This is a genomic window from Klebsiella sp. C283 (assembly GCF_048822555.1).
Taxonomy (GTDB): Bacteria; Pseudomonadota; Gammaproteobacteria; order Enterobacterales; family Enterobacteriaceae; genus Klebsiella; species Klebsiella quasipneumoniae.
The window spans coordinates 396,720-419,013 of record NZ_JBMEZS010000002.1 but is presented as its reverse complement, the minus strand read 5'-3'; the positions used below and the strand labels follow the sequence as shown (position 1 = coordinate 419,013).

Here is a 22,294-nt window from a genome sequence, read left to right as displayed (position 1 = left end):
ATTTGAGCTGATTACATTACAAGATCTTTCCCTATGGTTTAACACGCCGTCGCCCCGGCAGTGCGGGGCGACGGCGGTGGTCAGCATGGCCGCTAGATATCGAAAAAGACGGTTTCGTTCTCGCCCTGCAGATAAATGTCGAAACGATAGACCACTTCCGCACCGCGAACTTCGCGCTCAGCGATTAAGGTTTTGCGTCTCACCTCCCACTCGATGAGATTCAGCACCGGGTCGCTGGCGTTGGCCTCGTGCTCATCGGCAAAATACATCCGCGTATTGAGGCCAATATTGATCCCCCGGGCCACCACCCACAGATTGACGTGCGGCGCCATCAGACGGCCATCGCGGCCAACCACCGCGCCGGGCTTGATGGTTTCAAAGCGCCAGACGCCGGAGGTGAAGTCAGAGCAGGTGCGCCCCCAGCCGCGAAAGCCCGGGTCGACCGCTTTCTGCTGCTGACGATCGTCAGGATGGTTATAGCGTCCCGCGGCGTTGGCCTGCCAGATCTCCAGCAGCACATCGCGGACCGGGGTTCCGGAGCCGTCGATAACCCGGCCTTCAATGGTGATCCGTTCTCCGACGGTATCGGCGGTGGTGAGAACAGGACCAAAATTTTTCTCAAAAATATGGAAACCCGCGGCGTCTGGCGCCAGACCGATATGAACATAGGGTCCCGCGGTCTGCGAGGCGGTTTCAGGCAGATACTCTTTCATCGGGCGGCCCCCTGAGTGCGATTTTCAAACAGCGTGGCGCGATGGCCGCGCAGAACAAGGTCGAAGCGGTAGGCCAGACAATCCAGCGGCACGGCGGCGTGCATGTCCAGCTCGGCGATCAGGGTGCGCACGGCGTCGTCATTATTAATGGTTCTGACGATCGGGCACTGCTTGATCAGCGGGTCGCCTTCGAAATACATCTGGGTGATCAGGCGCTGGGCCCAGGCGTCGCCCGAGAGCGAGAAATGAATATGCGCCGGACGCCAGTCGCTGGCCTGGTTGCGCCAGGGGTAGGGGCCGGGCTTGATGGTGCGAAAACAGTAATAGCCGTTCTCGTCGGTCAGCACCCGGCCGCAGCCGCCGAAGTTCGGGTCAATCGGCGCCAGATACTGATCTTTTTTATGTCGATAGCGGCCGCCGGCATTGGCCTGCCAGACTTCCACCAGGGTGTTTTTCATCGGTCGGCCGAAGCCATCCCGCACGTAGCCGTGCACAATGATCCGCTCGCCAATCGGCAGGCCTTCTTTGGCATAGTTAAGGATAAGGTCATTATCCAGCGGACCCAGGTCGTCGCGGCTAAACGCCGGGCCGGTGATCTCCGACAGCGAGTTCTGCAGGGAGATCAGGGCGTTTTTCGGGGAGCGCAGGACGCTGGTTTTATAGCCCGGGGCGTAAGCGGGCGGGTGACTACTGTAATCGCGATGGATAACCTCGCGCGGGGACCATTTATCGTTCATCGGGTACTCCGTATAGAGGGTAGAGGGGCATGTTGTTGTAATGTCGCCAGAAACAGTGTGTGTAAATGTATTGTTAATTTAAAGTGAAATTACCGGGTGTTTTTCATAACCATCGGTTATGTTTTGCGCTATGCCCGTGACCGGAAGCAGGTTATCGCCATCACAGTTTGTAAATTCTTCCCCCCGCCGGGAGGCAGCTTTCCTACACTCCAGGAAGTATTCACTGGAGGTAACACATCATGGCGAACACCATCACGGCTGATGAGATTCGGGAGCACTTTTCGCAGGCCATGTCGGCCATGTACCAGCAGGAAGTTCCGCAGTACGGGACGCTGCTGGAGCTGGTGGCTGACGTCAACCTGGCGGTACTGGAAAATAATCCGAAGCTGCATGAACAACTGGCCAACGCCGACGAGCTGGCGCGCCTGAACGTTGAGCGCCACGGGGCGATCCGCGTGGGCACAGCGGAGGAACTGGCGACGCTGCGTCGCATGTTTGCCATTATGGGGATGTTTCCCGTCAGCTATTACGATCTCTCGCAGGCCGGCGTGCCGGTTCACTCCACGGCGTTTCGTCCTGTCGACGATGCCGCGCTGGCGCGCAATCCGTTTCGGGTTTTTACCTCGCTGCTGCGTCTGGAGCTGATCGAAAACCGCGCTCTGCGCGAGCGGGCCGAGGCGATCCTCGCCCGGCGCAACATATTCACTCCCCGCTGCCTGGCGCTGATCGCCCGGCACGAGGCCGAAGGGGCCTTCACCCCAGCGGAAGCCCGCGAGTTTGTGCAGGAGGCGCTGGAGACCTTCCGCTGGCACCGGCATGCCACCGTCGATGAGGAGACCTACCACGCGCTGCATCGCGAGCATCGCCTGATTGCCGATGTGGTCTGCTTCCCGGGATGCCATATCAACCACCTCACGCCGCGGACGCTGGATATTGACCGCGCGCAGGCCCTGATGCCGGAGTGCGGTATTGAGCCAAAGGCCCTGATCGAAGGTCCGCCGCGCCGGGAGGTACCGATCCTCCTGCGGCAGACCAGCTTCAAGGCGCTTGAGGAGCCGGTGATGTTCGCCGGCGAACACCGCGGCACCCACAGCGCCCGCTTTGGCGAAATTGAGCAGCGCGGCGTGGCGCTGACGCCGAAAGGGCGCGCGCTGTACGACCGGCTGCTGCAGGCGGCAGGGACCGGCAAAGACAATCTCAGCCACCAGCTGCATCTGCAGGAGGTGTTCCGCGAATTTCCCGACAGCGAATTTCTGCTGCGTCAGCAGGGGCTGGCCTGGTTTCGCTACCGCCTGACGCCGGCTGGCGAGGCCCATCGCCAGGCGTTTCGCCCGGGCGACGATCCCCAGCCGCTGATCGAGCGCGGATGGGTGGTGGCCCAGCCCATCGTCTATGAGGATTTTTTACCGGTCAGCGCGGCGGGCATTTTTCAGTCCAATCTGGGTAACGAAACCCAGGCGCGCAGCCACGGGAATGCCAGCCGCGAAGCCTTTGAGGCGGCGCTGGGCTGCCCGGTGCAGGATGAGTTTGAACTGTACCGGCAGGCGGAGGAGCGCAGCAAACGACGTTGCGGTCTGCTGTAAAATCAGTACCCTGCTGGCATCAGCCTTACAGGGAGCAGGTTATGCAACATCCGTCGAAACCGTTGGCGAAAACCCGGCAGGGCACGCTGGCCGGGAGCGCAGAGCAGGGGATCCATATCTGGCGCGGCATTCCGTACGCCGCGCCGCCCGTGGGGCCGCTGCGCTGGCGCGCGCCGCAGCCTCCCGCCCGCTGGCATGGCGTGCGTCAGGCCGACGCCTTTTCCGCCGCCAGCTGGCAGGACATTGACTACTGCCGCGAACTTGGCGGCGGGGATCCCGGCCGCTTCAGCGAAGACTGTCTCTATCTCAACGTCTGGGCCCCCGCCAGCGCAGCGCAGCCGCTGCCGGTGATGGTCTGGTTGCACGGCGGCGGGTTTACCATCGGCGCCGGCAGCCTGCCGCCTTACGATGGCCTGGCGCTGGCCAGCCGCGACGTGGTGGTGGTGACGGTCAACTACCGACTGGGCCATCTTGGCTTTTTCGCCCATCCGGCACTGGAGGAAGAGGCGGGCGAGCGTCTGTATAACTTCGCGCTGCTCGACCAGATCGCCGCCCTGCAGTGGGTCCAGGAGAATATTCACGCCTTCGGCGGCGACGCCGCCAACGTCACGCTGTTTGGCGAATCCGCCGGGGCGCGCAGCGTGCTGTCGCTGATGGCCTCGCCGAAAGCGAAAGGGTTGTTCCATAAAGCGATTATTCAGAGCGGGTATACCTTACCCGATCTGCCGCGAGAAAAGGCGCTGGAGAAAGGCCGCCTGCTGGCGGAACGCTTCGCCTTGCCGCAGGCCAGCGCCGAACAACTGCGGGCGATCCCGGCGGAGGCCTTCTGGTCGCTAACCGCCCCGCTGAATATCGGGCCAGCGCCCATCGCCGGCGATGTGGTGCTTCCGCAGCCGATGCTGGAGACCTTTTTTGCCGGGCGCCAGCATCCGATGCCGGTGATGATCGGCTCCAACAGCGATGAAGCCAGCGTGATGGCGGTGTTTGGGGTCGATATCGCCGGGCAGATCCAGAAACTGCGCCGCGAGCGCCGTCTGGGGCTGGGACTGATCAAACTCCTCTATCCCGGCGTGAAGGGGGATGAAGCGCTGGGGCGGGAAGTCTGTCGGGATATGGCGTTTACCACCCTCGGCTATGTGGTGATGCAGGCCCAGCAGCGCGCGGGCCAGCCATGCTGGCGGTACTGGTTCGATTATGTGGCGGAAGCGGAGCATGATGTCTATCCGCACGGCGCCTGGCACGGCAACGAGGTACCCTACGTGTTTGATAACCTGCGGCTAACCGACCCGGTGCGGCAATATGCCAGTGAAGCGGATCTGGCCTTCGCCGCTCAGGTCGCTGACTACTGGGCCCAGTTTGCCCGCGTCGCCAGCGGCGAGCAGGTGCTTGCCGGCGCGGTGCGCTGGCCGGCGTGCGTGCGCGGACGGGATCGTCTGCTGCGCATTGGCCTGCATAAGCGTGCCGGCTTTAAAGTGGAGAATCGCTTTATGCGCGCCAGGCTGGCGCTGTTTCGCCGGGTGATGAAGCATCACGTGACGCTGGAATAAAGGGGATGGGTCGCGGCTCAGCAGGGCGCAGCCCTGCTGCAGGCTGCGGGCGGCTAAGAAACGCCCCGGCGATGAGACGGGATGAGTGCTGTCCGCTTTGTTTGCAGGCGGGCCCTGGGCTGGATATAGCGCTCTCCCTCCGCCGGTGATGAAAAAACAGCCTGTTCTGGTAGACAGGGCTTTTTTACCGTTTTTCTGCTGGCAACAATTGGATTATTAATCGTTTTTGTCTAGAGTGGGCGGAAATTATCACGCAGCGTGATGACGCGTTGCGAATCAATTCACCCGTGCAGAAGGACGCTTTCTCAGGCATGAACCGCAGACGTTTTCTTAAATCTTCCATGGCTGTTGCCGCCGTATGCGGAACGTCAGGAGTCGCTTCCTTATTCAGTCAGGCCGCGTTTGCTGAAGACGCGGGCATTGCCGACGGGCAGACACGCCGTTTTGATTATGCCGTGCTGCAGGCGATGGCTCACGATCTGGCGCGCCAGCCGTGGGGCGGCGCCCCGCGCGATCTGCCGCCGACGCTGGCCAATCTCACCCCGCAGGCTTATAACAGCATCCAGTATGACGCCAACCACTCGCTGTGGAACAATATTGAAGAACGCAAACTGGATATCCAGTTTTTCCACGTCGGGATGGGGTTCCGTCGCCGCGTGCGCATGTTCTCTTTAGACGCCGCCACCCAGCAGGCGCGCGAGATCCACTTCCGTCCGGAGCTGTTCAAGTACAATGACGCCGGGGTGGATACCCGCCAGCTGGAAGGGCAGTCCGACCTCGGCTTCGCCGGGTTCCGGGTATTTAAAGCGCCTGAGCTGGCGCGCCGGGATATCGTGGCGTTTCTCGGCGCCAGCTATTTCCGCGCGGTAGACAGCACCTACCAGTATGGCCTCTCGGCCCGTGGGCTGGCGGTGGATACCTTTACCGATACCCCGGAAGAGTTCCCCGATTTCACCTCTTTCTGGTTCGAAACGGTCAAAGGAGACGCCACGGTATTCACCGTTTACGCTCTGCTGGACAGCCCGAGCATCACTGGCGCCTACAAGTTCACCATCCACTGCCAGGATACCCAGGTCATTATGGACGTGGAGAACCATCTCTACGCCCGCAAGGATATCAAACAGCTGGGTATCGCGCCGATGACCAGCATGTTCAGCTGCGGCAACAACGAGCGTCGGATGTGCGATACCATCCACCCGCAGATCCACGACTCCGATCGGCTGTCGATGTGGCTGGGCAACGGCGAATGGGTCTGCCGGCCGTTGAACAACCCGCAGAAGCTGCAGTTCAACGCCTTCCAGGACAAGAACCCGCGCGGCTTTGGTCTGCTGCAGCTGGACCGCGATTTCTCCCACTACCAGGACGTGATGGGCTGGTATAACAAGCGTCCCAGCCTGTGGGTGGAGCCGCGTAACCAGTGGGGCAAAGGGGCGGTCAGCCTGATGGAGATCCCGACCACAGGTGAAACGCTGGATAACATCGTCTGCTTCTGGCAGCCGGAAAAGGCGGTGAAGGCGGGCGACGAACTGGACTTCCGCTACCGTCTCTACTGGAGCGCGCAGCCGCCGGTGAGCACCCCGCTGGCGCGTGTGCTCGCCACCCGCACCGGGATGGGGGGCTTCCCGGAGGGATGGGCGCCGGGGGAACACTACCCGGACAAGTGGGCGCGTCGTTTTGCCATCGACTTTGTCGGCGGCGATCTGAAAGCGGCCGCGCCGCGCGGTATTGAACCGGTGATCACCCTCTCCAGCGGCGAAGCGAAGCAGATTGAGATCCTCTACGTCGAGCCGTTCGATGGCTACCGGATCCTGTTCGACTGGTATCCGACCTCCGACTCGACCGACCCGGTGGAGATGCGTCTGTTCCTGCGCTGTCAGGGAGAAGCCATCAGCGAAACCTGGCTCTATCAGTACTTCCCGCCGGCGCCGGATAAACGTAACTACGTCGACGACCGGATCATGAAATAACCCCGTGACAGCCGTGGCCCCCAGGTACCCCCTGCGGGCCCGTAGAGAGCCCCATGACCACAGACATTCCAGCAGTACCAGAGTCGATCCCGGTGACCGAGGGACTGACGCTTACCGCCATTGATGAGCGTTACGTCAGCGACCTGCACCAGCTGGTGGTGAAAAACCAGCGCTGGCTACAGCAGTCGCTCAGCTGGGCCGGAGAGGTGCGCAGCGAAGAGGAGACCCGCCGCCACGTGCAGGGTAACGTGATGCTGCACCAGCGGGATTACGCCAAAATGTTTTTGCTGTTTCTCGATAAGCGGCCGATTGGCGTTCTGTCGTTCAACCAGATCGAGCCGCAGAATAAGACGGCCTATATTGGCTATTGGATCGATGAAGATTGCCAGGGGCAGGGGTATCTGTCCCGTTCCCTGCAGGCCTTTATCCACTATTATGCACGCAGCGGGCTGGTGCGCCGGTTTGTAATCAAATGTCGGGTGGCGAATACCCGCAGCAACCAGGTGGCGTTGCGTAACGGGTTTGTTCTGGAAGGCTGTCTCCGGCAGGCCGAATATCTGAACGGCAGCTATGACGATCAGAATATCTACGCCCGCATTATTGACCGCGACGAGGCGCTACAGGGCGCCTAACAGCGGCGTTCGGGTGATCTGCTGCTGGCCGTCGAGGGTCTTCGGGCCGCGCAGGTGAATGGCTTCTCCTTCCCGCGCGGCGATCTGCACCTCGTCCCCAAGCGTGACCTGGTGCTCAACGATCACATCGCCGACGATGACAGCCCGACCCTGGATCAGCACGTCGTCGTCAAGCAGAATCGGTCCACCGCGCAGCTGCGCCTCGCCGCCCACCATCGCCCGGTGCTTTAGCAGACAGTTACCTTCAATCACCGCATTCTCCGCAACCTGGGAACTGTAGCGCACAGTGGGAATGGCATCCTCGCCGCGACCCGCGATCAGACGGGCATGCCCGTAAATCCGCGCGTTATCGCACACCCAAACGTCATTCTCCTCGTTTCCCTCAAGCCTGGCGTGGTCAAAGACTTCCGCCCGATGTTCGACAAAAGCGTGCTCGACGTAGGCCTCGCCATAGATCTGCGCCTGATGGAGAATGCGCGACGCGCTGACGGTGGCTCGCTGATAAATCTGCAGCACTTTGTCGCGGTCGGCGGTCAGCCCGCGGGCGGCAATCACCTGACAGTGGGGCAGAAGACGCGCCTCGTCGGCGAGGCGACAGTCACCGCGCACCGTACTCAGGCTAATCGTGACGTTGTCACCAATCTGCGCGTGATGGCTGATCTGCGAGGCGTGAATGGATGCCCGTCCGCTGATGATAGCCCCATGGCTGACCTCGCAGGGGCCATGGAGTCGGGCATCGTCGAGGATGCGCGCCCCGGCGAAGACCACGCTGTTGGCATCGTAGATCCAGCACTGTCCCTGCTGGCTGAGAGCGCTTTCCTCCTCCACCCAGCCGCCTTCGCTGCCCGCTTTGACGTCAGCGAAATCGATAAGCGCCACGATCTGGCGCAGGATGACGCACTGTTTGCCATCCTCTGCCTGGTAACAATACTGCCGGGTCTGTTCGCTGAGACGGTATTTACGCATTCCCGATCCTCATTACTTATGGTTAACATAAACATAGCAAAGATCGCCGTAGCGCGTGGGATAAGGTTCCTTTAGAATGCAACTTCAAATTAAATTGATATCATCAATAAAATGAACAAAACGCATACATCGCGGCAGGTGCTGAATCTGCCGGCGGGTTACTTTGGCATGGTGCTCGGCACCATCGGGATGGGCTTTGCCTGGCGTTACGCCAGCACCCTCTGGCCGGTCAGCCGCAGCATTGGTGATGGGCTGGTGACGCTGGCGATGGCGATGTGGGTCCTGCTCAGCATGGCGTTTATCAGCCGGGCGATCCGCTTTCCGGCGAGTGTGCTGCAGGAGATGCGACATCCCGTCAGCAGCAGCTTCGTCAGCCTGTTTCCCGCCACTACCTTGCTGGTATCGATTGGTCTGGTACCCTGGTGCCGGCCGCTGGCCATCGGGCTGTTTGTGCCGGGCGTGGCGCTGCAGCTCGCCTATGCCGCCTGGCAAAGCGGCGGCCTGTGGCGGGGAAACCATCCTCGCGAGGCCACCACGCCGGGGCTGTATATGCCTACGGTGGCGAATAATTTTATCAGCGCGATGGCCTGCGGCGCGCTGGGGTTTACCGACGCCGGACTGGTGTTCCTTGGCGCCGGAGTCTTCTCCTGGCTGAGCCTTGAGCCGGCTATCCTCCATCGTCTGCGCAGCGCAGGCGAACTGCCGACCGCGCTGCGCACGTCGTTGGGGATCCAGCTGGCGCCTGCGCTGGTGGCCTGCAGCGCCTGGCTCAGCGTCAACGGCGGGGAGGCTGATACCTTTGCTAAGCTGCTGTTTGGCTACGGTCTGCTGCAGCTGCTGTTTATGCTGCGTCTGATGCCCTGGTATCTTCGCCAGCCGTTCAATGCTTCTTTCTGGAGCTTCTCGTTCGGTATTTCCGCACTGGCCACTACCGGCCTGCATCTGGGCCAGGCGAAGGCGGACGGCTTTTTTCATCATCTGGCGCTGCCGCTCTTTATTTTTAGCAATCTGGTCATTGGCCTGCTGCTGCTGCGCACAGGGCTGCTGTTGGTCAGCGGGAAACTGTTGCTACAGGTCGACCGGGAAACACTCCTGAATAAGAAGGAAGGATCATGACAACGCGTGACGCGGACTATTTTAGTCAAAAATATGGCCTGACCCGCACCCACTCCGAGGTGCTGCATGCCGCGACGATGGTGCCGCCGGGGCGGGCGCTGGATCTTGGCTGCGGCAACGGACGTAACAGCCTTTATCTGGCGGCAAACGGCTTCACGGTGACGGCGTGGGATAAAAATGCGATGAGCATCAATAATCTGGAGACTATTCGCGCCGCCGAAGGGCTGGATAATCTGCAGACCGCGGTAAAAGACCTCAACAGCCTGACCTTTGACGGCGAGTATGATCTGATCCTCTCCACCGTGGTGATGATGTTTCTTGAGGCCGGCGCTATCCCGGGACTCATCGGCAATATGCAGCGTTGCACCGCCGCCGGGGGCTATAACCTGATTGTCGCGGCGATGGACACCGAGGACTATCCCTGCACCGTCGGCTTCCCGTTTGCTTTTAAACCCGATGAACTTCGGGAGTACTACCGGGGCTGGGAATTACTGAAATACAACGAGGACGTCGGTGAGCTGCATCGGACCGACGCCAGCGGCAACCGGATCAAACTGCGCTTCGCCACGCTGCTGGCGCGCAAGCCCGCATAATCCTCAGCGGCGCGTGAAATGGCTGAGATTGACCGCGCCGCCTTGCGCTAATACCCATCGGATAAAGCAGCGCGAAAAGCCTCGCTGAAAAGAGGGTTAAAGGCGACCTGTTCACCTATTAAGTAATTATTTAATAACGTAATGTTGATCCCATCAATATTTGTATATCTTCCTTGACGAAGCCCTCATTTTGTCACAAAACTACTGGGTCTTATCTGCTATAACGTCTGCCGAAAAAACTGCATTTACAGGGATCTCTTTATGCGTACTCGCGTGTTATTTAAAGTCGCCGCTCTGGCGGGGATGTTAGCGTTGACGGGCTGTGCGTCCAAACTGGCGCAGCCGAATCAGTATTCGGGCTTTTTAAAAGATTATTCCAACCTGAAAGAAGCCACCACGGCCTCCGGCAAGTCGGAGCTGCGCTGGATCGACCCAAACTACAATCCGGCTAACTACGATAATGTCGTCTACCATCCGGTAACGTACTATCCGGTACCGAAGCCGACGACCCAGGTCGGTGAAAAGGCGTTGCAGGATATTCTTAATTACACCAACAAACAGCTCAAACAGGCCATTTCCGAGCGTAAACCGCTGGCTACCACCGCCGGCAAGCGTAGCCTTATTTTCCGCGGGGCGATCACCGGGGTGGACTCCAGCAAAGAAGGGCTGCAGTTCTATGAAGTGGTTCCGGTCGCGATGATTGTTGCCGGTACTCAGGCCGCCACCGGCTATCGTACGATGGACACCGACCTCTATTTTGAAGCTGAACTGATTGACGCCAGCACCAACAAGCCGGTGATCAAAGTGGTTCGTAAAGGGGAAGGAAAAACCCTGGCCAATGAAAACACGCCGCTGACCATCGAAACCATGAAGCAGGTGATCGATGCTATGGCGGTCGACGCCGTCAAATTCGACCCTTCCCAGCGGTAATCTCGCCAGCGCCGTCTGCCGACGGCGCTGTTTTATCTTCCGCCGTTTCAGGCCAGCTTTCGGCGCAGCAGCAGCTGTTCCGGTTTGGCAAACATCACCAGATTACCCAACAGGATCAGCGCCAGTCCGATCACGGCGTTGCTGTGCCATACATAGCCTTCATAGACGGTGGAGATGGACAGGGCGACCAGCGGAAACAGCAGCGTACTGTAGGCGGCTTTGCTGGCGCCGATGCGTCCCACAAGGGTGAAATAGGCGCCGAAGGCGACAACTGAGCCGAACAGCGCCAGGTAAAGCAGGGCGCCAAGATAGCTGACGGTCCACTCCGGCATAAAATTATCCCCGCGGAGGAGTGCGATGGCGCCCATCACCAGCGTGCCGTACAGCATCGCCCAGCTGTTGGTGGTCAGCGTCTCCAGCCCCCGCCGCTGGTGACGAATACTGAACATATTGCCCAGCGAAAAGCCGTAAGTGCCCAGCGCGCTCAGACCGATCCCCCACAGTAGCGAAGCGTTCAGCCCGTTGGCCAGCAGGTCATCCCAGAACAGGGTGACGATACCGGCCAGACCGAGCGCGGCGGCAGCCCAGAAGCGTCCCGGCGGCTGCTGACGGAAGAAAAGAAAGCTGTTGATGGCGTTAAACAGCACCGCCATGGAAAAGATCACCGATTCCAGACCTGTGTTGATCCAGGCGGCGGCGGTATAAAAGCACCAGAAATTGAAGCAGAAGACGCAGCAGCCCTGCAGCAGGCAGCAGAGATGGTCCTTCGCGCCCAGCGGCCGCAGACGTCGCGTGACGAGCAGAATCGCCAGCACCGTGACGCTGGCCACGGCGAAACGCCAGAAAATCGATACCGGCGCCGCCACCGGCCCCTGCTGTAAAAAAATCGCAATCCACGTTGTTCCCCAGATAACGACAACGAGTGCATAAAGTAATGCGTTCACCTTGGTTCTCCTCTGCCTGTTGAAGGGAGGAGTATGCCGCCTGCCGCAACCTGCGGCTTTCACCCGCTTGTTGTCGGCTTGCAAATTCTTGCGCTTATTTGTCTTTCGCCGGCGGTGAGGACTGGAAACCGCGCCGCAGTCTCCCTAGACTAGAGTTTTTCCAGACAGGACAGATGCGTGAAGGCGATGGGTTACGGGACGTTTGAAACATTACGGCGACAGAACGCGGTGCTGAAGGGCTCCGTGGAGCTGAATTCCGGTATTCAACTGGCCGCCTGGTATAACAACTGCGATACCGTAACGGTACGCAGCGATCATCATACCTTAAGCCTGTACGTCGCCGATGGTTATGAAAGCTATCAAAAGACGCCGCACGGCTGGAAGAATGGCGGCGGCCCGGATCGCTTTTGCCTGATGCCGAAAGGCGATGAAAGCGTCTGGGATATCCGCGGCGATCTGTCGTTTGTCCATCTCTATTGTACCGATGCGCATCTGCGCCGCGTCGGGGAGGAGGTGTGGGATCGCAGCCCGGCGAACTTCACCCTGCAGGAGAAAACCTTCGCCAGCGATGACAAAATCACCACCGTGTATCGTCAGTTTTTGCTGGCTAATGACTGGCGACAGCCGGCGAACCAGCTGACCCTTAGCGCCGCCAGCAGTTTATTGCTTACCCATCTGATCCAGCACTATTCCACCGTGCAGTGGCGTTTGCCCTCGGTCACCGGGGGACTGGCGCCGGGGGTGAAGCGTCACGTGCTGGCCTGGATCGACGCTCACCTCGATCAGCCACTGACCCTGGCCGACCTGGCGCAGCAGGCGGGACTGAGTGAATTTCATTTTGCCCGTATGTTCCGCCAGTCGCTGAATATGGCTCCGCATCAATATGTGATGCAGCAGCGAATGGCGAAGGCGCAAAACCTGATCTGCCACAGCGCGCTGCCGCTCACCGAGATCGCTCTGGCCTGCGGTTTCAGCTCCGCCAGCCATTTCAGCCATCGGGTGAAAGCCGCCACCGGCCTGACGCCGACCCAGCTACGGGCGGCGCAGCGCGGATAGCACGCCGTAGCTCACTCCGCCGAGCACCACGCCCCAGAATGCGGAGCCAATTCCCGCCAGCGTCACGCCGCTGGCGGTGATCAGAAAGGTCAGCACCGCCGCGTCGCGCTCACTGGCCTGATGTACCGCCTGAAACAGACTACCGCCGATGGTGCCGAGCAACGCCAGGCCGGCCAGCATCTGGATCCACGCTGGCGGCAGGGCCGACATCAGCGCGGTGATCGATCCCCCGAACAGACCGGCCAGCAGATAAAAACCGCCTGCGGCCATGGCCGCCAGCCAACGCTTCTGCGGATCCGGGTGCGCTTCCGGGCTCTGGCAGATGGCGGCGGTGATCGCCGCAATACAGATCGAGTAAACCCCAAACGGCGCCAGCAGCAGCGCCAGCCCCCCGCAGACAACGATCAGCGCGGAGACCGGTACGGCATAGCCTGATGCCTGCAGAGTAGCGAACCCGGGCGCGTTCTGTGAGGCCATGGTCACGAGGAAGAACGGCAGGCCGACGCTGAGCAGCAGCGCCGGGGTAAACTGCGGGGCGATCCATTCCGGCGCCACAAACGCCAGCGGCACAGCGGCGCTGGCCACCTCCCCGGAGGCCGCGGCAATCAGCGCCCCGGCAACCAGCGCGGCGACCACGGCGAAGCGGGGCCACAGCGCCTTACACAGAAGCCAGGCGGCGAGCATGCCGCCGCACAGCAGCAGATGATCCTGGAAGCCGGCGAAGGCCTGCAAACCGAAACGCAGCAGAATGCCGGCCAGCATCGCGGCGGCCAGCGAATGGGGAATGATTTTCATCAGCCGGGCAAACAGGCCGGTAACGCCGCAGAGGACGATCAGCGCATTGGCGAAGATAAATACCCCCACCGCCTCAGGGAGGGTCACCCCCTGCAGGCCGCTGACCAGCAGGGCGGCGCCCGGCGTTGACCAGGCGGTGAGCACCGGCACTTTTCGCCAGCCGCTCAGCGCGAGGGTGCTGACGCCCATGGCGAGGCCCAGGGCCGTCATCCAGCCGGCGATCTGCGCGGGCGTGGCGCCGGCGGCAGCGGCAGCCTGCCAGATGATGGCGGCAGAGCTGGCGTAGCCCACCAGCACGGCGACGAAGCCGGCGAACAGGCTGGGAAGCGGAACGGTAAACGAGCGCATAGTTTTCTCTTGTGCGTTATAACGTCCTATCACTCTATCATTGTGCGTTTTAGCGCACAAGGTTCCTGCGTGGTGAGGGCTGCGCACCGAGGCTCTTGTCGCAAACGGCCCGCGATGCCGCTAATCGCCCTGTTGAATCAGGCAAATGGAGGTATACTCTGGGCTGAAAAATCAGGAGGTAGGATGAATATTGCGCAACATCTGGCGGCCACCCTCAAAAATCTGCGTCAGCAGCGCGGCTGGAGCCTGTCGCGTCTGGCGGAAGAGACCGGGGTGTCGAAAGCCATGCTCGGGCAGATTGAGCGGAATGAATCGAGTCCGACGGTCGCGACCCTGTGGAAGATTGCCACCGGGCTGAACGTGCCGTTTTCGGCGTTTATCGTTCCGGATGACGGCGCGGCGCCCTCCGCGTTTGACCCGCAGCAGCAGGCGATGGTGGTGACCCCGGTCTTCCCGTGGGACCCGGAGTTGCGCTTTGATCATTTCTCGATAACCCTTGCTCCCGGGGCGCTGAGCGAATCGACGCCGCATGAGCAAGGGGTGATTGAGCATGTTGTCGTGATTAGCGGTACCTTGGATCTCTGCTTACAGGGGGAGTGGCACTCGCTGCAGGCGGGTGAGGGTCGGCGCTTCGCCGGCGATGCGGCGCATGCCTACCGGAACAGCGGCGCCCAGGCGGCTCATTTCCATTCGCTTATCCACTATCCAAAAGAAAAAACCGCGGGCGAACCCGCGGCCAGACAAGATGACTGATGATAACCACTCACAACGTGACGAGGAAAATCCGGAATACGTGATGACAGTACTCTGTACGGTGATTTGAGGGAAATATCTTTTCCTTCAATACTTTGCTGAAAACTGAAAATTCGTCGTCCCGCGACGGCGGAAAAGGTTTTCGTCTGCGCCCGGTTCTGACTACAATAGCCGCCATTTCGACCCCCTTATACTGGATAACAACACGCGTATGCGCCTGCACAATCATCGTCTTGAACTTCTTAGTCCTGCCCGCGACGCCGGTATCGCTCGCGAAGCGATCCTTCACGGCGCCGATGCCGTTTATATCGGTGGACCTGGCTTTGGCGCCCGCCACAACGCCAGCAACAGCCTGAGCGACATCGCCGGTCTGGTGCCTTTCGCCCATCGCTTTGGCGCCAAGGTCTTTGTGACGCTGAACACCATTCTGCATGACGATGAGCTGGAGCCGGCGCAGCGGCTGATTACCGATCTCTACGACGCGGGCGTCGATGCGCTGATTGTCCAGGATATGGGGATCATGGAGCTGGATCTGCCGCCGATCGAGCTGCACGCCAGCACCCAGTGCGACATCCGCAGCGTGGAGAAAGCAAAGTTTCTCTCAGACGCCGGTTTCAGCCAGATCGTGCTGGCGCGCGAGCTGAACCTCAGTCAAATCAAAGCCATCTACGAAAATACTGACGCCACCATCGAATTCTTTATCCATGGCGCGCTGTGCGTGGCCTATTCCGGCCAGTGCTACATTTCCCACGCCCAGACCGGACGCAGCGCCAACCGCGGCGACTGCTCGCAGGCCTGCCGCCTGCCGTATACCCTGAAGGACGATCAGGGGCGAGTGGTGGCCTATGAAAAACATCTCCTGTCGATGAAAGACAACGACCAGACCGCCAACCTGGCGGCGCTGATCGATGCCGGGGTGCGCTCCTTCAAAATCGAAGGCCGTTACAAAGACATGAGCTACGTGAAAAACATCACCGCTCACTACCGCCAGATGCTGGACGCCATCATTGAAGACCGCGGCGATCTCGCGCGCGCCTCGGCAGGGCGCACCGAGCATTTCTTTATCCCGTCCACCGATAAAACCTTCCACCGCGGCAGCACCGATTACTTCGTTAATGCCCGTAAAGGCGATATCGGCGCCTTTGATTCGCCAAAATTTATCGGACTGCCGGTGGGCGAAGTGCTGAAGGTGGGTAAAGACCATCTCGACGTTGAGGTCAGCGAACCGTTAACCAACGGCGATGGCCTTAACGTGATGATTAAGCGTGAAGTGGTGGGCTTCCGCGCCAATACCGTGGAAAAAACCGGCGAAAATCGCTATCGGGTGTGGCCGAACGAGATGCCTGCGGACCTGCACAAAGTGCGCCCGCATCAGGCGCTCAACCGCAACCTTGATCACAACTGGCAGCAGGCGCTGCTGAAGACCTCCAGCGAACGCCGCATCGCCGTAGACGTCACCCTAAGCGGCTGGCAGGAGCAGCTGGTTCTCACCATGACCTGTGAAGATGGCGTCAGCGTGACCCACACCCTTGACGGGGAGTTCGCCGAAGCTAACCAGGCGGAGAAAGCGCTGGCCAACCTGCGTGACGGTGTCACAAAACTGGGGCAAACCATTTACTATGCGCGCGAGGTGCAGGTCAATCTGCCGCCGCTGTTTGTGCCCAACAGCCTGCTCAACCAGCTGCGGCGTGAAACGGCCGAAATGCTGGATGACGCGCGGCTCAACGCCTGGCAGCGCGGCACCCGTAAGCCGGTCTCTGTGCCGCCGCCGGTCTACCCGGAGACCCATCTCTCCTTCCTCGCCAACGTCTATAACCATAAGGCGCGGGCGTTCTACCAGCGCTATGGCGTGCAGCTGATTGACGCCGCCTATGAAGCGCACGAAGAGAAGGGCGATGTGCCGGTGATGATCACCAAACATTGCCTGCGCTTTGCCTTCAACCTCTGTCCGAAACAGGCGAAAGGCTCCATCAAGAGCTGGAAAGCCACGCCGATGCAGCTGATCCATGGCGATGAAGTGCTAACCCTGAAGTTTGACTGCCGTCCGTGCGAAATGCACGTGGTCGGCAAGATCAAAAACCATATCCTCAAAATGCCGCACCCGGGTAGCATCGTGGCCTCCGTCAGCCCGGACGAGCTGATGAAGACCCTGCCGAAGCGCAAAGGGGCCTGATCCGCGGCGACGCTACTGGCTGTGTGATGCCCGCGGTTTGCGGGCGTCCTGCCAGCGGTGATGCTCGCGCAGGTCGGCGGCGTTCTCTTCGCACCGGCTGCGAAGCTCATCGCTATCCGCCTCGTGCAGCAGCTGCTGCTCGAGGCTCTGTACCGGAAAGTAATCGTGCCCCTGACGGTGGGCCAGCAGATGCCCGGAAAAAAGCGCGCACAGCAACAGCAGGGCGCTCATGCTTTTCCTCAACATACCTTTTCTCTGTGAATCAATGGCGTGGGCTTACTATGCCAGGCGCTGTGCAGGTTTTTTTCCCGGTTTATCAAAGAAGGGCAAGGGTTTGTCAATGTCTGCTGAAAGAGGGTGAAAAAAGCCTGGCGCAGAAGGCCAGGCGTGACGGATTACGCTTTTGGCGGCCGTGGTTTCCCGCTGTGCTCACCGCCTTTTGGCGGCTGCTTACCATCAGGCTGCGGTTGTTTGCCGTCTCGTTGCGGCTGCTTGCCATCATGCCGCGGCTGCTTGCCGTTGTGTTGCGCTTGCTTACCGTCGTGCTGGCCGTTTTTCGCCGCCGATTTACCCTGATGCTGCGCGCTTTTTTCTGGCGGCGGCGGCGGGTTGTCGGCAGCGAAAGCCCATGACGATATTCCCAGGGTCATCGCGGCAGACAGTAAAGCTAACTTCTTCATAGCAATATCCTTTCTTCTGATGTGTCCGCGTATTTCAGCAGGTAAAAGTGAAGACAAGATGGAGAGCTCCGGATCCGGATGACTCTGCATCCTGGCTCAAACTTTAAGACCTGCGGCGGTCATCAGCAGGCGAAACAGCAGGCTGATGGCGGCCAGCGTCAGCACGCTGCCTCCCCACAGCGCGATCAGCCACAGCAGACGTTTGGACCAGACGGTTTTCATCAATGATAACCCTCCCCTGGCTGGACTTTGCCGCGGAACACGTAATAGCTCCAGCAGGTATAGCCAAGAATAACCGGAATAATCAGCAGCGCGCCCACCAGCATAAAGCCCTGGCTTTGCGGCGGGGCGGCGGCCTGCCACAAGGTAATCGATGGCGGAATAATATGCGGCCAGATGCTGATCCCCAGGCCGCTAAAGCCGAGAAACACCAGGCCCAGCGTTAGGGTGAAAGGCGAGACATGGCGGTCGTGCAGAGGCAGTGTGTGCCACAGCCAGGCGCTAATCAGGAGCACCAGCAGCGGCACCGGCAGCAGGAAATAGAGATTCGGCAGGCTGAACCAGCGTGCGGCGATCGCCGGGTGCGCCAGCGGCGTCCACAGGCTGATGACGGCAAACACCGCCAGCAGGGCAACCAGCAACTGTCGCGACGCGCTGCGCATCCGCTGCTGCAGCGCGCCTTCGCTCTTCATCACCAGCCAGGTAGCGCCGAGCAGCGCATAGGCCACGCACAGCCCGAGTCCGCAAAACAGGCTGAACGGGGTCAGCCAGTCAAACATGCCGCCGCTGAAGGCGCGACCGCTGACGGTAAATCCGTCGATCACCGCTCCGACCACCACGCCCTGGCTGAAGGTCGCCAGCAGGGAACCGCCAAAGAAGGCGCGGTCCCAGAATGGCCGGTGCGACGGCGTGGCCTGGAAACGAAATTCAAAGGCCACGCCGCGAAAGATCAGGCCGATCAGCATCAGGGTCAGGGGGATCGACAGGGCGTCGATTATCACCGCGTAGGCGAGGGGAAAGGCGCCAAACAGACCGGCGCCGCCCAGCACCAGCCAGGTCTCATTGCCATCCCATACCGGGGCGACGCTGTTCACCATCACGTCGCGCTCTGTGCTGCCCCGGACCGTGCCGAACAGCATGCCAATGCCCAGATCAAAGCCGTCCATGACGATGTACATCAGCGTGGCAAAGACGATAATCACGAACCAGATCACCGATAATTCGATACCCATTAGCGGGACTCCTTCTGCAGATAACCTTCAGTAGCGGCGGACAGCGGGCGGGCTGGCGTACCGGTTGTCGCGGGTTGCACCTCCTGCGGCCCCTTGCGGATCAGGCGCAGCATGTAGCTGTAGCCGACCCCGAAGACGGCGCTGTAAACCACAATAAAGGTCAACAAACTGACCGACATATGCAGATCGCCGTGGGCGGAAACCGCCTCGGCGGTGCGCTGAACGCCATACACCACCCATGGCTGGCGGCCCACTTCGGTAGTCACCCAGCCGGCGAGAATGGCAATCAGTCCTGAGGGGCCCATCCACAGGGCAAAGCGCAGAAACGGCCGCGAGTGGTACAGCCGGTCGCCGCGGCGCAGCCACAGGGCAAGCGCCCCGAGCAGCAACATCAGCATGCCGAGACCAGCCATCAGGCGAAATGACCAGAACACCACGGTGGAGTTTGGCCGATCCTCAGGGGCGAACTCCTTCAGCGCCGGCACCTGTTTATCCAGACTGTGGGTGAGGATCAGACTGCCCAGCGCCGGGATCTCAAGCCCGTAGCGGGTGCGCTCCTGCTCCATATCTGGCCAGCCAAACAATAATAACGGCGTCGGCTCGCCGGGCGGGTTTTCCCAGTGGCCCTCAATGGCGGCGATTTTTGCCGGCTGGTGTTTCAGGGTGTTCAGGCCATGCATATCGCCGATCAGCGCCTGGACCGGCGCGACCAGCAGCGTCATCCATAGCGCCATGGAGAACATCTTGCGGATCGCTGGCGACTGATTGCCGCGCAGCAGATGCCAGGCCGCCGAGGCGCCGACAAACAGCGCGCTGCTGAGAAATGCCGCCACCGTCATGTGCAGCAAGCGGTAGGGGAAAGACGGGTTAAAGATCACCGCCAGCCAGTCGACGGGCACCACCTGGCCATCGACGATCTCAAACCCCTGCGGGGTCTGCATCCAGCTGTTGGAAGCGAGGATCCAGAAGGTCGAGATGATAGTCCCCAGCGCCACCATGCAGGTGGCGAAAAAGTGCAGCCCTGGCCCCACGCGGTTCCAGCCGAAGAGCATGACCCCGAGAAAACCGGCTTCCAGAAAGAACGCCGTCAGGACTTCATAGGTCAGCAGGGGGCCGGTGATGCTACCCGCGAACTGCGAAAAACCGCTCCAGTTAGTGCCGAACTGATAGGCCATCACCAGCCCGGACACCACTCCCATACCGAAGTTGACGGCGAAGATCTTCGACCAGAAATGGTACAGCGAGCGCCAGGTGGGATTTTTGCTTTTCAGCCACAGGCCTTCGAGAACCGCCAGGTAGCTTGCCAGGCCAATGGTGATGGCGGGAAAGATAATATGAAACGAGACCGTAAAGGCGAATTGAATTCGCGCCAGATGGAATGCATCAAGACCGAACATGCAGGACTCCACAACAAAATTGATTCAGCGCAATTTTAGGCAGGGTAGCGGCAAGGGGGCAGAGGCAGTCGGTTCATTTTTTATCATAACAGTTGGCGGCTGTTATGATCTTTTTGCCTGTCTCCGGGGACCGCCAACATGGAAATCCCCGGGTGAAAAGCGTCATTTTTAACGCTGAAAGCAAAGCCAGATTGTTGGCCAGGAAAATATTAATAATCTATTTCACTGTATTTTCGTAGTCTTACGGATCAGCTTAGACCTGTAGCTGCCCGGGAAAGCGCGGTCGTTGAATTTTTGTGAGCAATATCCTCTGATTACGACAGATATAGCATTTTATTATCTGTTCTTTATTAATGAATTTAACGTCTGCACACGTTTGTTAGTATGAGAATCAGTAAAAAGGATGAGGCAGTTAATTATGAATTAAATAATTTTAAATTGTCGTGTTTAGCCGTGCTTTGTATTTTATTCTCAGGATATCAATAAAAGGGAATGGTCATGTCAGAAAAAGGATTACATAGCTTATGTATTACCATCGGTATCATGTTCATTTTTTGGTTATGCATCATATCGTTTTTTTGGACAATTTTCTCGTGAACCTTTCCTGCGGGCGTTCTGTGTGACCGGGTTGCGCTGTTTTACATAACAGTTACTTAAAAGTGTTAATTTATAACAACTGATATATGATAAAGGGAGGTTGCAGCAAGGAAAGGGTGACAATGAAAAAGTATCAACAGCTGGCGCAGCAGCTGACCGACCAGATCGCGCTTGGCGTCTGGTTGCCGGGCGATCGGCTCCCCTCGCTGCGCGAGCAGGTGGTCAGCAGCGGCATGAGCTTTATGACCGTCAGCCATGCCTATCAGCTACTGGAAAGCCAGGGGCGCATCGTCGCCCGACCGCAGTCGGGATATTACGTCGCCCCCCAGCCGGTGAAGCTTCGTCAGCCGGCGCCGCCTGCTCAGGTGACCCGCGATGAAGCGGTCGATATCAATACTTACATCTTTGAGGTGCTCCAGGCTAGCCGCCAGGCGTCAATGCTGCCCTTTGCCTCGGCCTTCCCGGACCCGCGTCTCTTCCCACTCCAGCAGCTTAACCGTTCGCTGGCGCAGGTGAGTAAAACCGCCACCGCCATGAGCGTGATTGAGAACCTGCCGCCGGGCAACGCGGAGCTACGGCACGCCATTGCCCGGCGCTATGCCCTGCAGGGGATGAATGTCTCGCCCGACGAGATCGTCATTACCGCCGGAGCGCTGGAGGCGCTAAACCTCAGCCTGCAGGCGGTGACCGAGCCCGGCGACTGGGTGGTGGTGGAAAATCCCTGTTTCTACGGAGCCCTGCAGGCGCTGGAGAGGCTGCGTCTGAAGGCGCTGTCGGTGGCCACCGACGTCAAAGAGGGCATTGACCTGACGGCGCTGGAGGCGGCCCTGCAAAACTATCCGGTCAAGGCCTGCTGGCTGATGACCAACGGCCAGAACCCGCTCGGCTTCACCCTCAGCGCCGAAAAAAAAGCAGCGCTGGTGGCGCTGCTGGCGCGCTATGACGTGATGCTGATTGAAGATGATGTTTACAGCGAGCTCTACTTTGGCCGCGAGAAGCCGTTGCCGGCGAAGTTCTGGGATCAACAGGATATGACGCTGCACTGCAGTTCGTTTTCAAAATGTCTGGTGCCCGGCTTTCGCATCGGCTGGGTGGCGGCCGGGAAACAGGCGCGGCGGATCCAGCAGCTGCAGCTGATGAGTACGCTCTCCACCAGCTCGCCGATGCAGTTAGCCCTGGTGGATTACCTGTCGACCAAACGCTATGACGCCCATCTGCGCCGTCTCCGTCGCCAGCTGGCGGAACGTAAACAGCAGGCCTGGCAGGCGCTGCTGCGCCATCTGCCGCCGGAGGTCACTATCCATCACAGCGACAGCGGCTATTTTCTGTGGATCGAACTACCGGAAGGGGCCGACGCCAGCGTGCTGAGCGCCAGGGCGCTGGCGTCGCACATCAGCATCGCCCCGGGAAAAATGTTCTCCACCTCCGCCAGCTGGACCTCGTTTTTCCGCTTTAATACCGCCTGGGGCTGGGGAGAACGCGAAGAGCAGGGGGTGAAGCGCCTGGGCGAGCTAATTCGTGAGCAGCTTTCCTGA

Annotated in this window: 22 protein-coding genes; 11 read left to right on the top strand and 11 right to left on the bottom strand. The window is 59.9% G+C overall.

Annotated elements, in window-relative coordinates; all coding sequences use genetic code 11:
- Positions 1–92 precede the first annotated feature (92 nt).
- Positions 93–713 carry a protocatechuate 3,4-dioxygenase subunit alpha gene (pcaG, locus tag ACOI7Z_RS05060; RefSeq protein ID WP_023289913.1) on the bottom strand — a complete coding sequence of 207 codons (621 nt, stop codon included), beginning with the start codon at positions 711–713 and terminating at the stop codon, positions 93–95.
- Positions 710–1,450, bottom strand: coding sequence for a protocatechuate 3,4-dioxygenase subunit beta (gene pcaH, locus ACOI7Z_RS05055; protein ID WP_087849261.1), 741 nt, complete (start codon positions 1,448–1,450; stop codon positions 710–712). Before pcaH ends, pcaG begins: the two co-directional genes overlap by 4 nt.
- Positions 1,451–1,689: 239 nt before the next feature.
- On the opposite strand from pcaH, the gene ACOI7Z_RS05050 reads away from it, so the two are divergent.
- From ACOI7Z_RS05050 to rimL, 4 genes are all read left to right on the top strand, one after another.
- Positions 1,690–3,033 carry a VOC family protein gene (locus ACOI7Z_RS05050; protein ID WP_032453101.1) on the top strand — a complete coding sequence of 448 codons (1,344 nt, stop codon included), beginning with the start codon at positions 1,690–1,692 and terminating at the stop codon, positions 3,031–3,033.
- A 41-nt stretch (positions 3,034–3,074) separates the two neighbouring features.
- Positions 3,075–4,580 (top strand): carboxylesterase/lipase family protein, encoded by a 1,506-nt coding sequence (locus tag ACOI7Z_RS05045; RefSeq protein ID WP_087849260.1) that lies wholly within the window; start codon positions 3,075–3,077, stop codon positions 4,578–4,580.
- Between the two features lie 311 nt (positions 4,581–4,891).
- Positions 4,892–6,547 (top strand): glucan biosynthesis protein D, encoded by a 1,656-nt coding sequence (locus tag ACOI7Z_RS05040; protein ID WP_032453098.1) that lies wholly within the window; start codon positions 4,892–4,894, stop codon positions 6,545–6,547.
- Between the two features lie 53 nt (positions 6,548–6,600).
- A complete protein-coding gene (gene rimL, locus ACOI7Z_RS05035; RefSeq protein WP_032453097.1) occupies positions 6,601–7,179 on the top strand; it encodes a 50S ribosomal protein L7/L12-serine acetyltransferase in 579 nt (192 codons plus the stop codon).
- Here the strand turns inward: rimL and ydcK are convergent.
- Positions 7,165–8,145 (bottom strand): YdcK family protein, encoded by a 981-nt coding sequence (ydcK, locus tag ACOI7Z_RS05030; protein ID WP_087849259.1) that lies wholly within the window; start codon positions 8,143–8,145, stop codon positions 7,165–7,167. The genes rimL and ydcK overlap by 15 nt on opposite strands.
- A 111-nt stretch (positions 8,146–8,256) precedes the next feature.
- On the opposite strand from ydcK, the gene tehA reads away from it, so the two are divergent.
- The 3 genes from tehA (at position 8,257) to ACOI7Z_RS05015 (ending at position 10,784) form a co-directional block, all read left to right on the top strand.
- The gene (gene tehA / locus ACOI7Z_RS05025) at positions 8,257–9,261 is read left to right on the top strand and encodes a dicarboxylate transporter/tellurite-resistance protein TehA (RefSeq protein ID WP_420702024.1); all 1,005 of its coding nucleotides are present in this window, start codon (positions 8,257–8,259) and stop codon (positions 9,259–9,261) included.
- Positions 9,258–9,854: a tellurite resistance methyltransferase TehB gene (gene tehB / locus ACOI7Z_RS05020; protein WP_065881550.1), complete on the top strand. Its 597-nt coding sequence runs from the start codon at positions 9,258–9,260 to the stop codon at positions 9,852–9,854. The genes tehA and tehB overlap by 4 nt, the downstream gene beginning before the upstream one ends.
- Before the next feature lie 261 nt (positions 9,855–10,115).
- A complete protein-coding gene (locus tag ACOI7Z_RS05015) occupies positions 10,116–10,784 on the top strand; it encodes a DUF3313 domain-containing protein (RefSeq protein ID WP_087849258.1) in 669 nt (222 codons plus the stop codon).
- A gap of 47 nt (positions 10,785–10,831) precedes the next feature.
- Here ACOI7Z_RS05015 and ACOI7Z_RS05010 read toward each other — a convergent pair whose 3' ends face one another.
- A complete protein-coding gene (locus ACOI7Z_RS05010; RefSeq protein ID WP_065881555.1) occupies positions 10,832–11,728 on the bottom strand; it encodes a DMT family transporter in 897 nt (298 codons plus the stop codon).
- A 186-nt stretch (positions 11,729–11,914) separates the two neighbouring features.
- Between ACOI7Z_RS05010 and ACOI7Z_RS05005 the strand changes: the two genes are divergently transcribed.
- On the top strand, positions 11,915–12,784 hold the full coding sequence (locus ACOI7Z_RS05005) for an AraC family transcriptional regulator (RefSeq protein WP_065881711.1): 870 nt from the start codon (positions 11,915–11,917) through the stop codon (positions 12,782–12,784).
- Here the strand turns inward: ACOI7Z_RS05005 and ACOI7Z_RS05000 are convergent.
- Positions 12,761–13,927, bottom strand: a complete 1,167-nt coding sequence (locus tag ACOI7Z_RS05000) for a benzoate/H(+) symporter BenE family transporter (RefSeq protein ID WP_087849257.1) — start codon at positions 13,925–13,927, stop codon at positions 12,761–12,763. The two genes, ACOI7Z_RS05005 and ACOI7Z_RS05000, sit on opposite strands and share 24 nt — an antisense overlap.
- 183 nt (positions 13,928–14,110) lie before the next feature.
- On the opposite strand from ACOI7Z_RS05000, the gene ACOI7Z_RS04995 reads away from it, so the two are divergent.
- Positions 14,111–14,680: a helix-turn-helix domain-containing protein gene (locus ACOI7Z_RS04995; protein WP_023289901.1), complete on the top strand. Its 570-nt coding sequence runs from the start codon at positions 14,111–14,113 to the stop codon at positions 14,678–14,680.
- Between the two features lie 10 nt (positions 14,681–14,690).
- Here ACOI7Z_RS04995 and ACOI7Z_RS04990 read toward each other — a convergent pair whose 3' ends face one another.
- Positions 14,691–14,858: a hypothetical protein gene (locus ACOI7Z_RS04990; protein WP_032429169.1), complete on the bottom strand. Its 168-nt coding sequence runs from the start codon at positions 14,856–14,858 to the stop codon at positions 14,691–14,693.
- 33 nt (positions 14,859–14,891) lie between these two features.
- Here ACOI7Z_RS04990 and ACOI7Z_RS04985 point away from each other — a divergent pair, with 33 nt between their 5' ends.
- Positions 14,892–16,853 carry a peptidase U32 family protein gene (locus ACOI7Z_RS04985; RefSeq protein ID WP_065881561.1) on the top strand — a complete coding sequence of 654 codons (1,962 nt, stop codon included), beginning with the start codon at positions 14,892–14,894 and terminating at the stop codon, positions 16,851–16,853.
- Between the two features lie 12 nt (positions 16,854–16,865).
- Here ACOI7Z_RS04985 and ACOI7Z_RS04980 read toward each other — a convergent pair whose 3' ends face one another.
- From ACOI7Z_RS04980 to ACOI7Z_RS04960, 5 genes are all read right to left on the bottom strand, one after another.
- Positions 16,866–17,099 (bottom strand): DUF2554 family protein, encoded by a 234-nt coding sequence (locus ACOI7Z_RS04980; RefSeq protein ID WP_065881564.1) that lies wholly within the window; start codon positions 17,097–17,099, stop codon positions 16,866–16,868.
- A 149-nt stretch (positions 17,100–17,248) separates the two neighbouring features.
- On the bottom strand, positions 17,249–17,533 hold the full coding sequence (locus tag ACOI7Z_RS04975; protein WP_087849256.1) for a hypothetical protein: 285 nt from the start codon (positions 17,531–17,533) through the stop codon (positions 17,249–17,251).
- Between the two features lie 96 nt (positions 17,534–17,629).
- Positions 17,630–17,755: a DUF2474 domain-containing protein gene (locus ACOI7Z_RS04970; protein WP_004202785.1), complete on the bottom strand. Its 126-nt coding sequence runs from the start codon at positions 17,753–17,755 to the stop codon at positions 17,630–17,632.
- Entirely contained in the window at positions 17,755–18,765 is a 1,011-nt protein-coding gene (cydB, locus tag ACOI7Z_RS04965; RefSeq protein WP_087849255.1) for a cytochrome d ubiquinol oxidase subunit II, read from the bottom strand. The genes ACOI7Z_RS04970 and cydB overlap by 1 nt, the downstream gene beginning before the upstream one ends.
- Entirely contained in the window at positions 18,765–20,162 is a 1,398-nt protein-coding gene (locus tag ACOI7Z_RS04960) for a cytochrome ubiquinol oxidase subunit I (RefSeq protein ID WP_004202782.1), read from the bottom strand. Before ACOI7Z_RS04960 ends, cydB begins: the two co-directional genes overlap by 1 nt.
- 719 nt (positions 20,163–20,881) lie before the next feature.
- Between ACOI7Z_RS04960 and ACOI7Z_RS04955 the strand changes: the two genes are divergently transcribed.
- Positions 20,882–22,294, top strand: a complete 1,413-nt coding sequence (locus ACOI7Z_RS04955) for a PLP-dependent aminotransferase family protein (protein WP_032453089.1) — start codon at positions 20,882–20,884, stop codon at positions 22,292–22,294.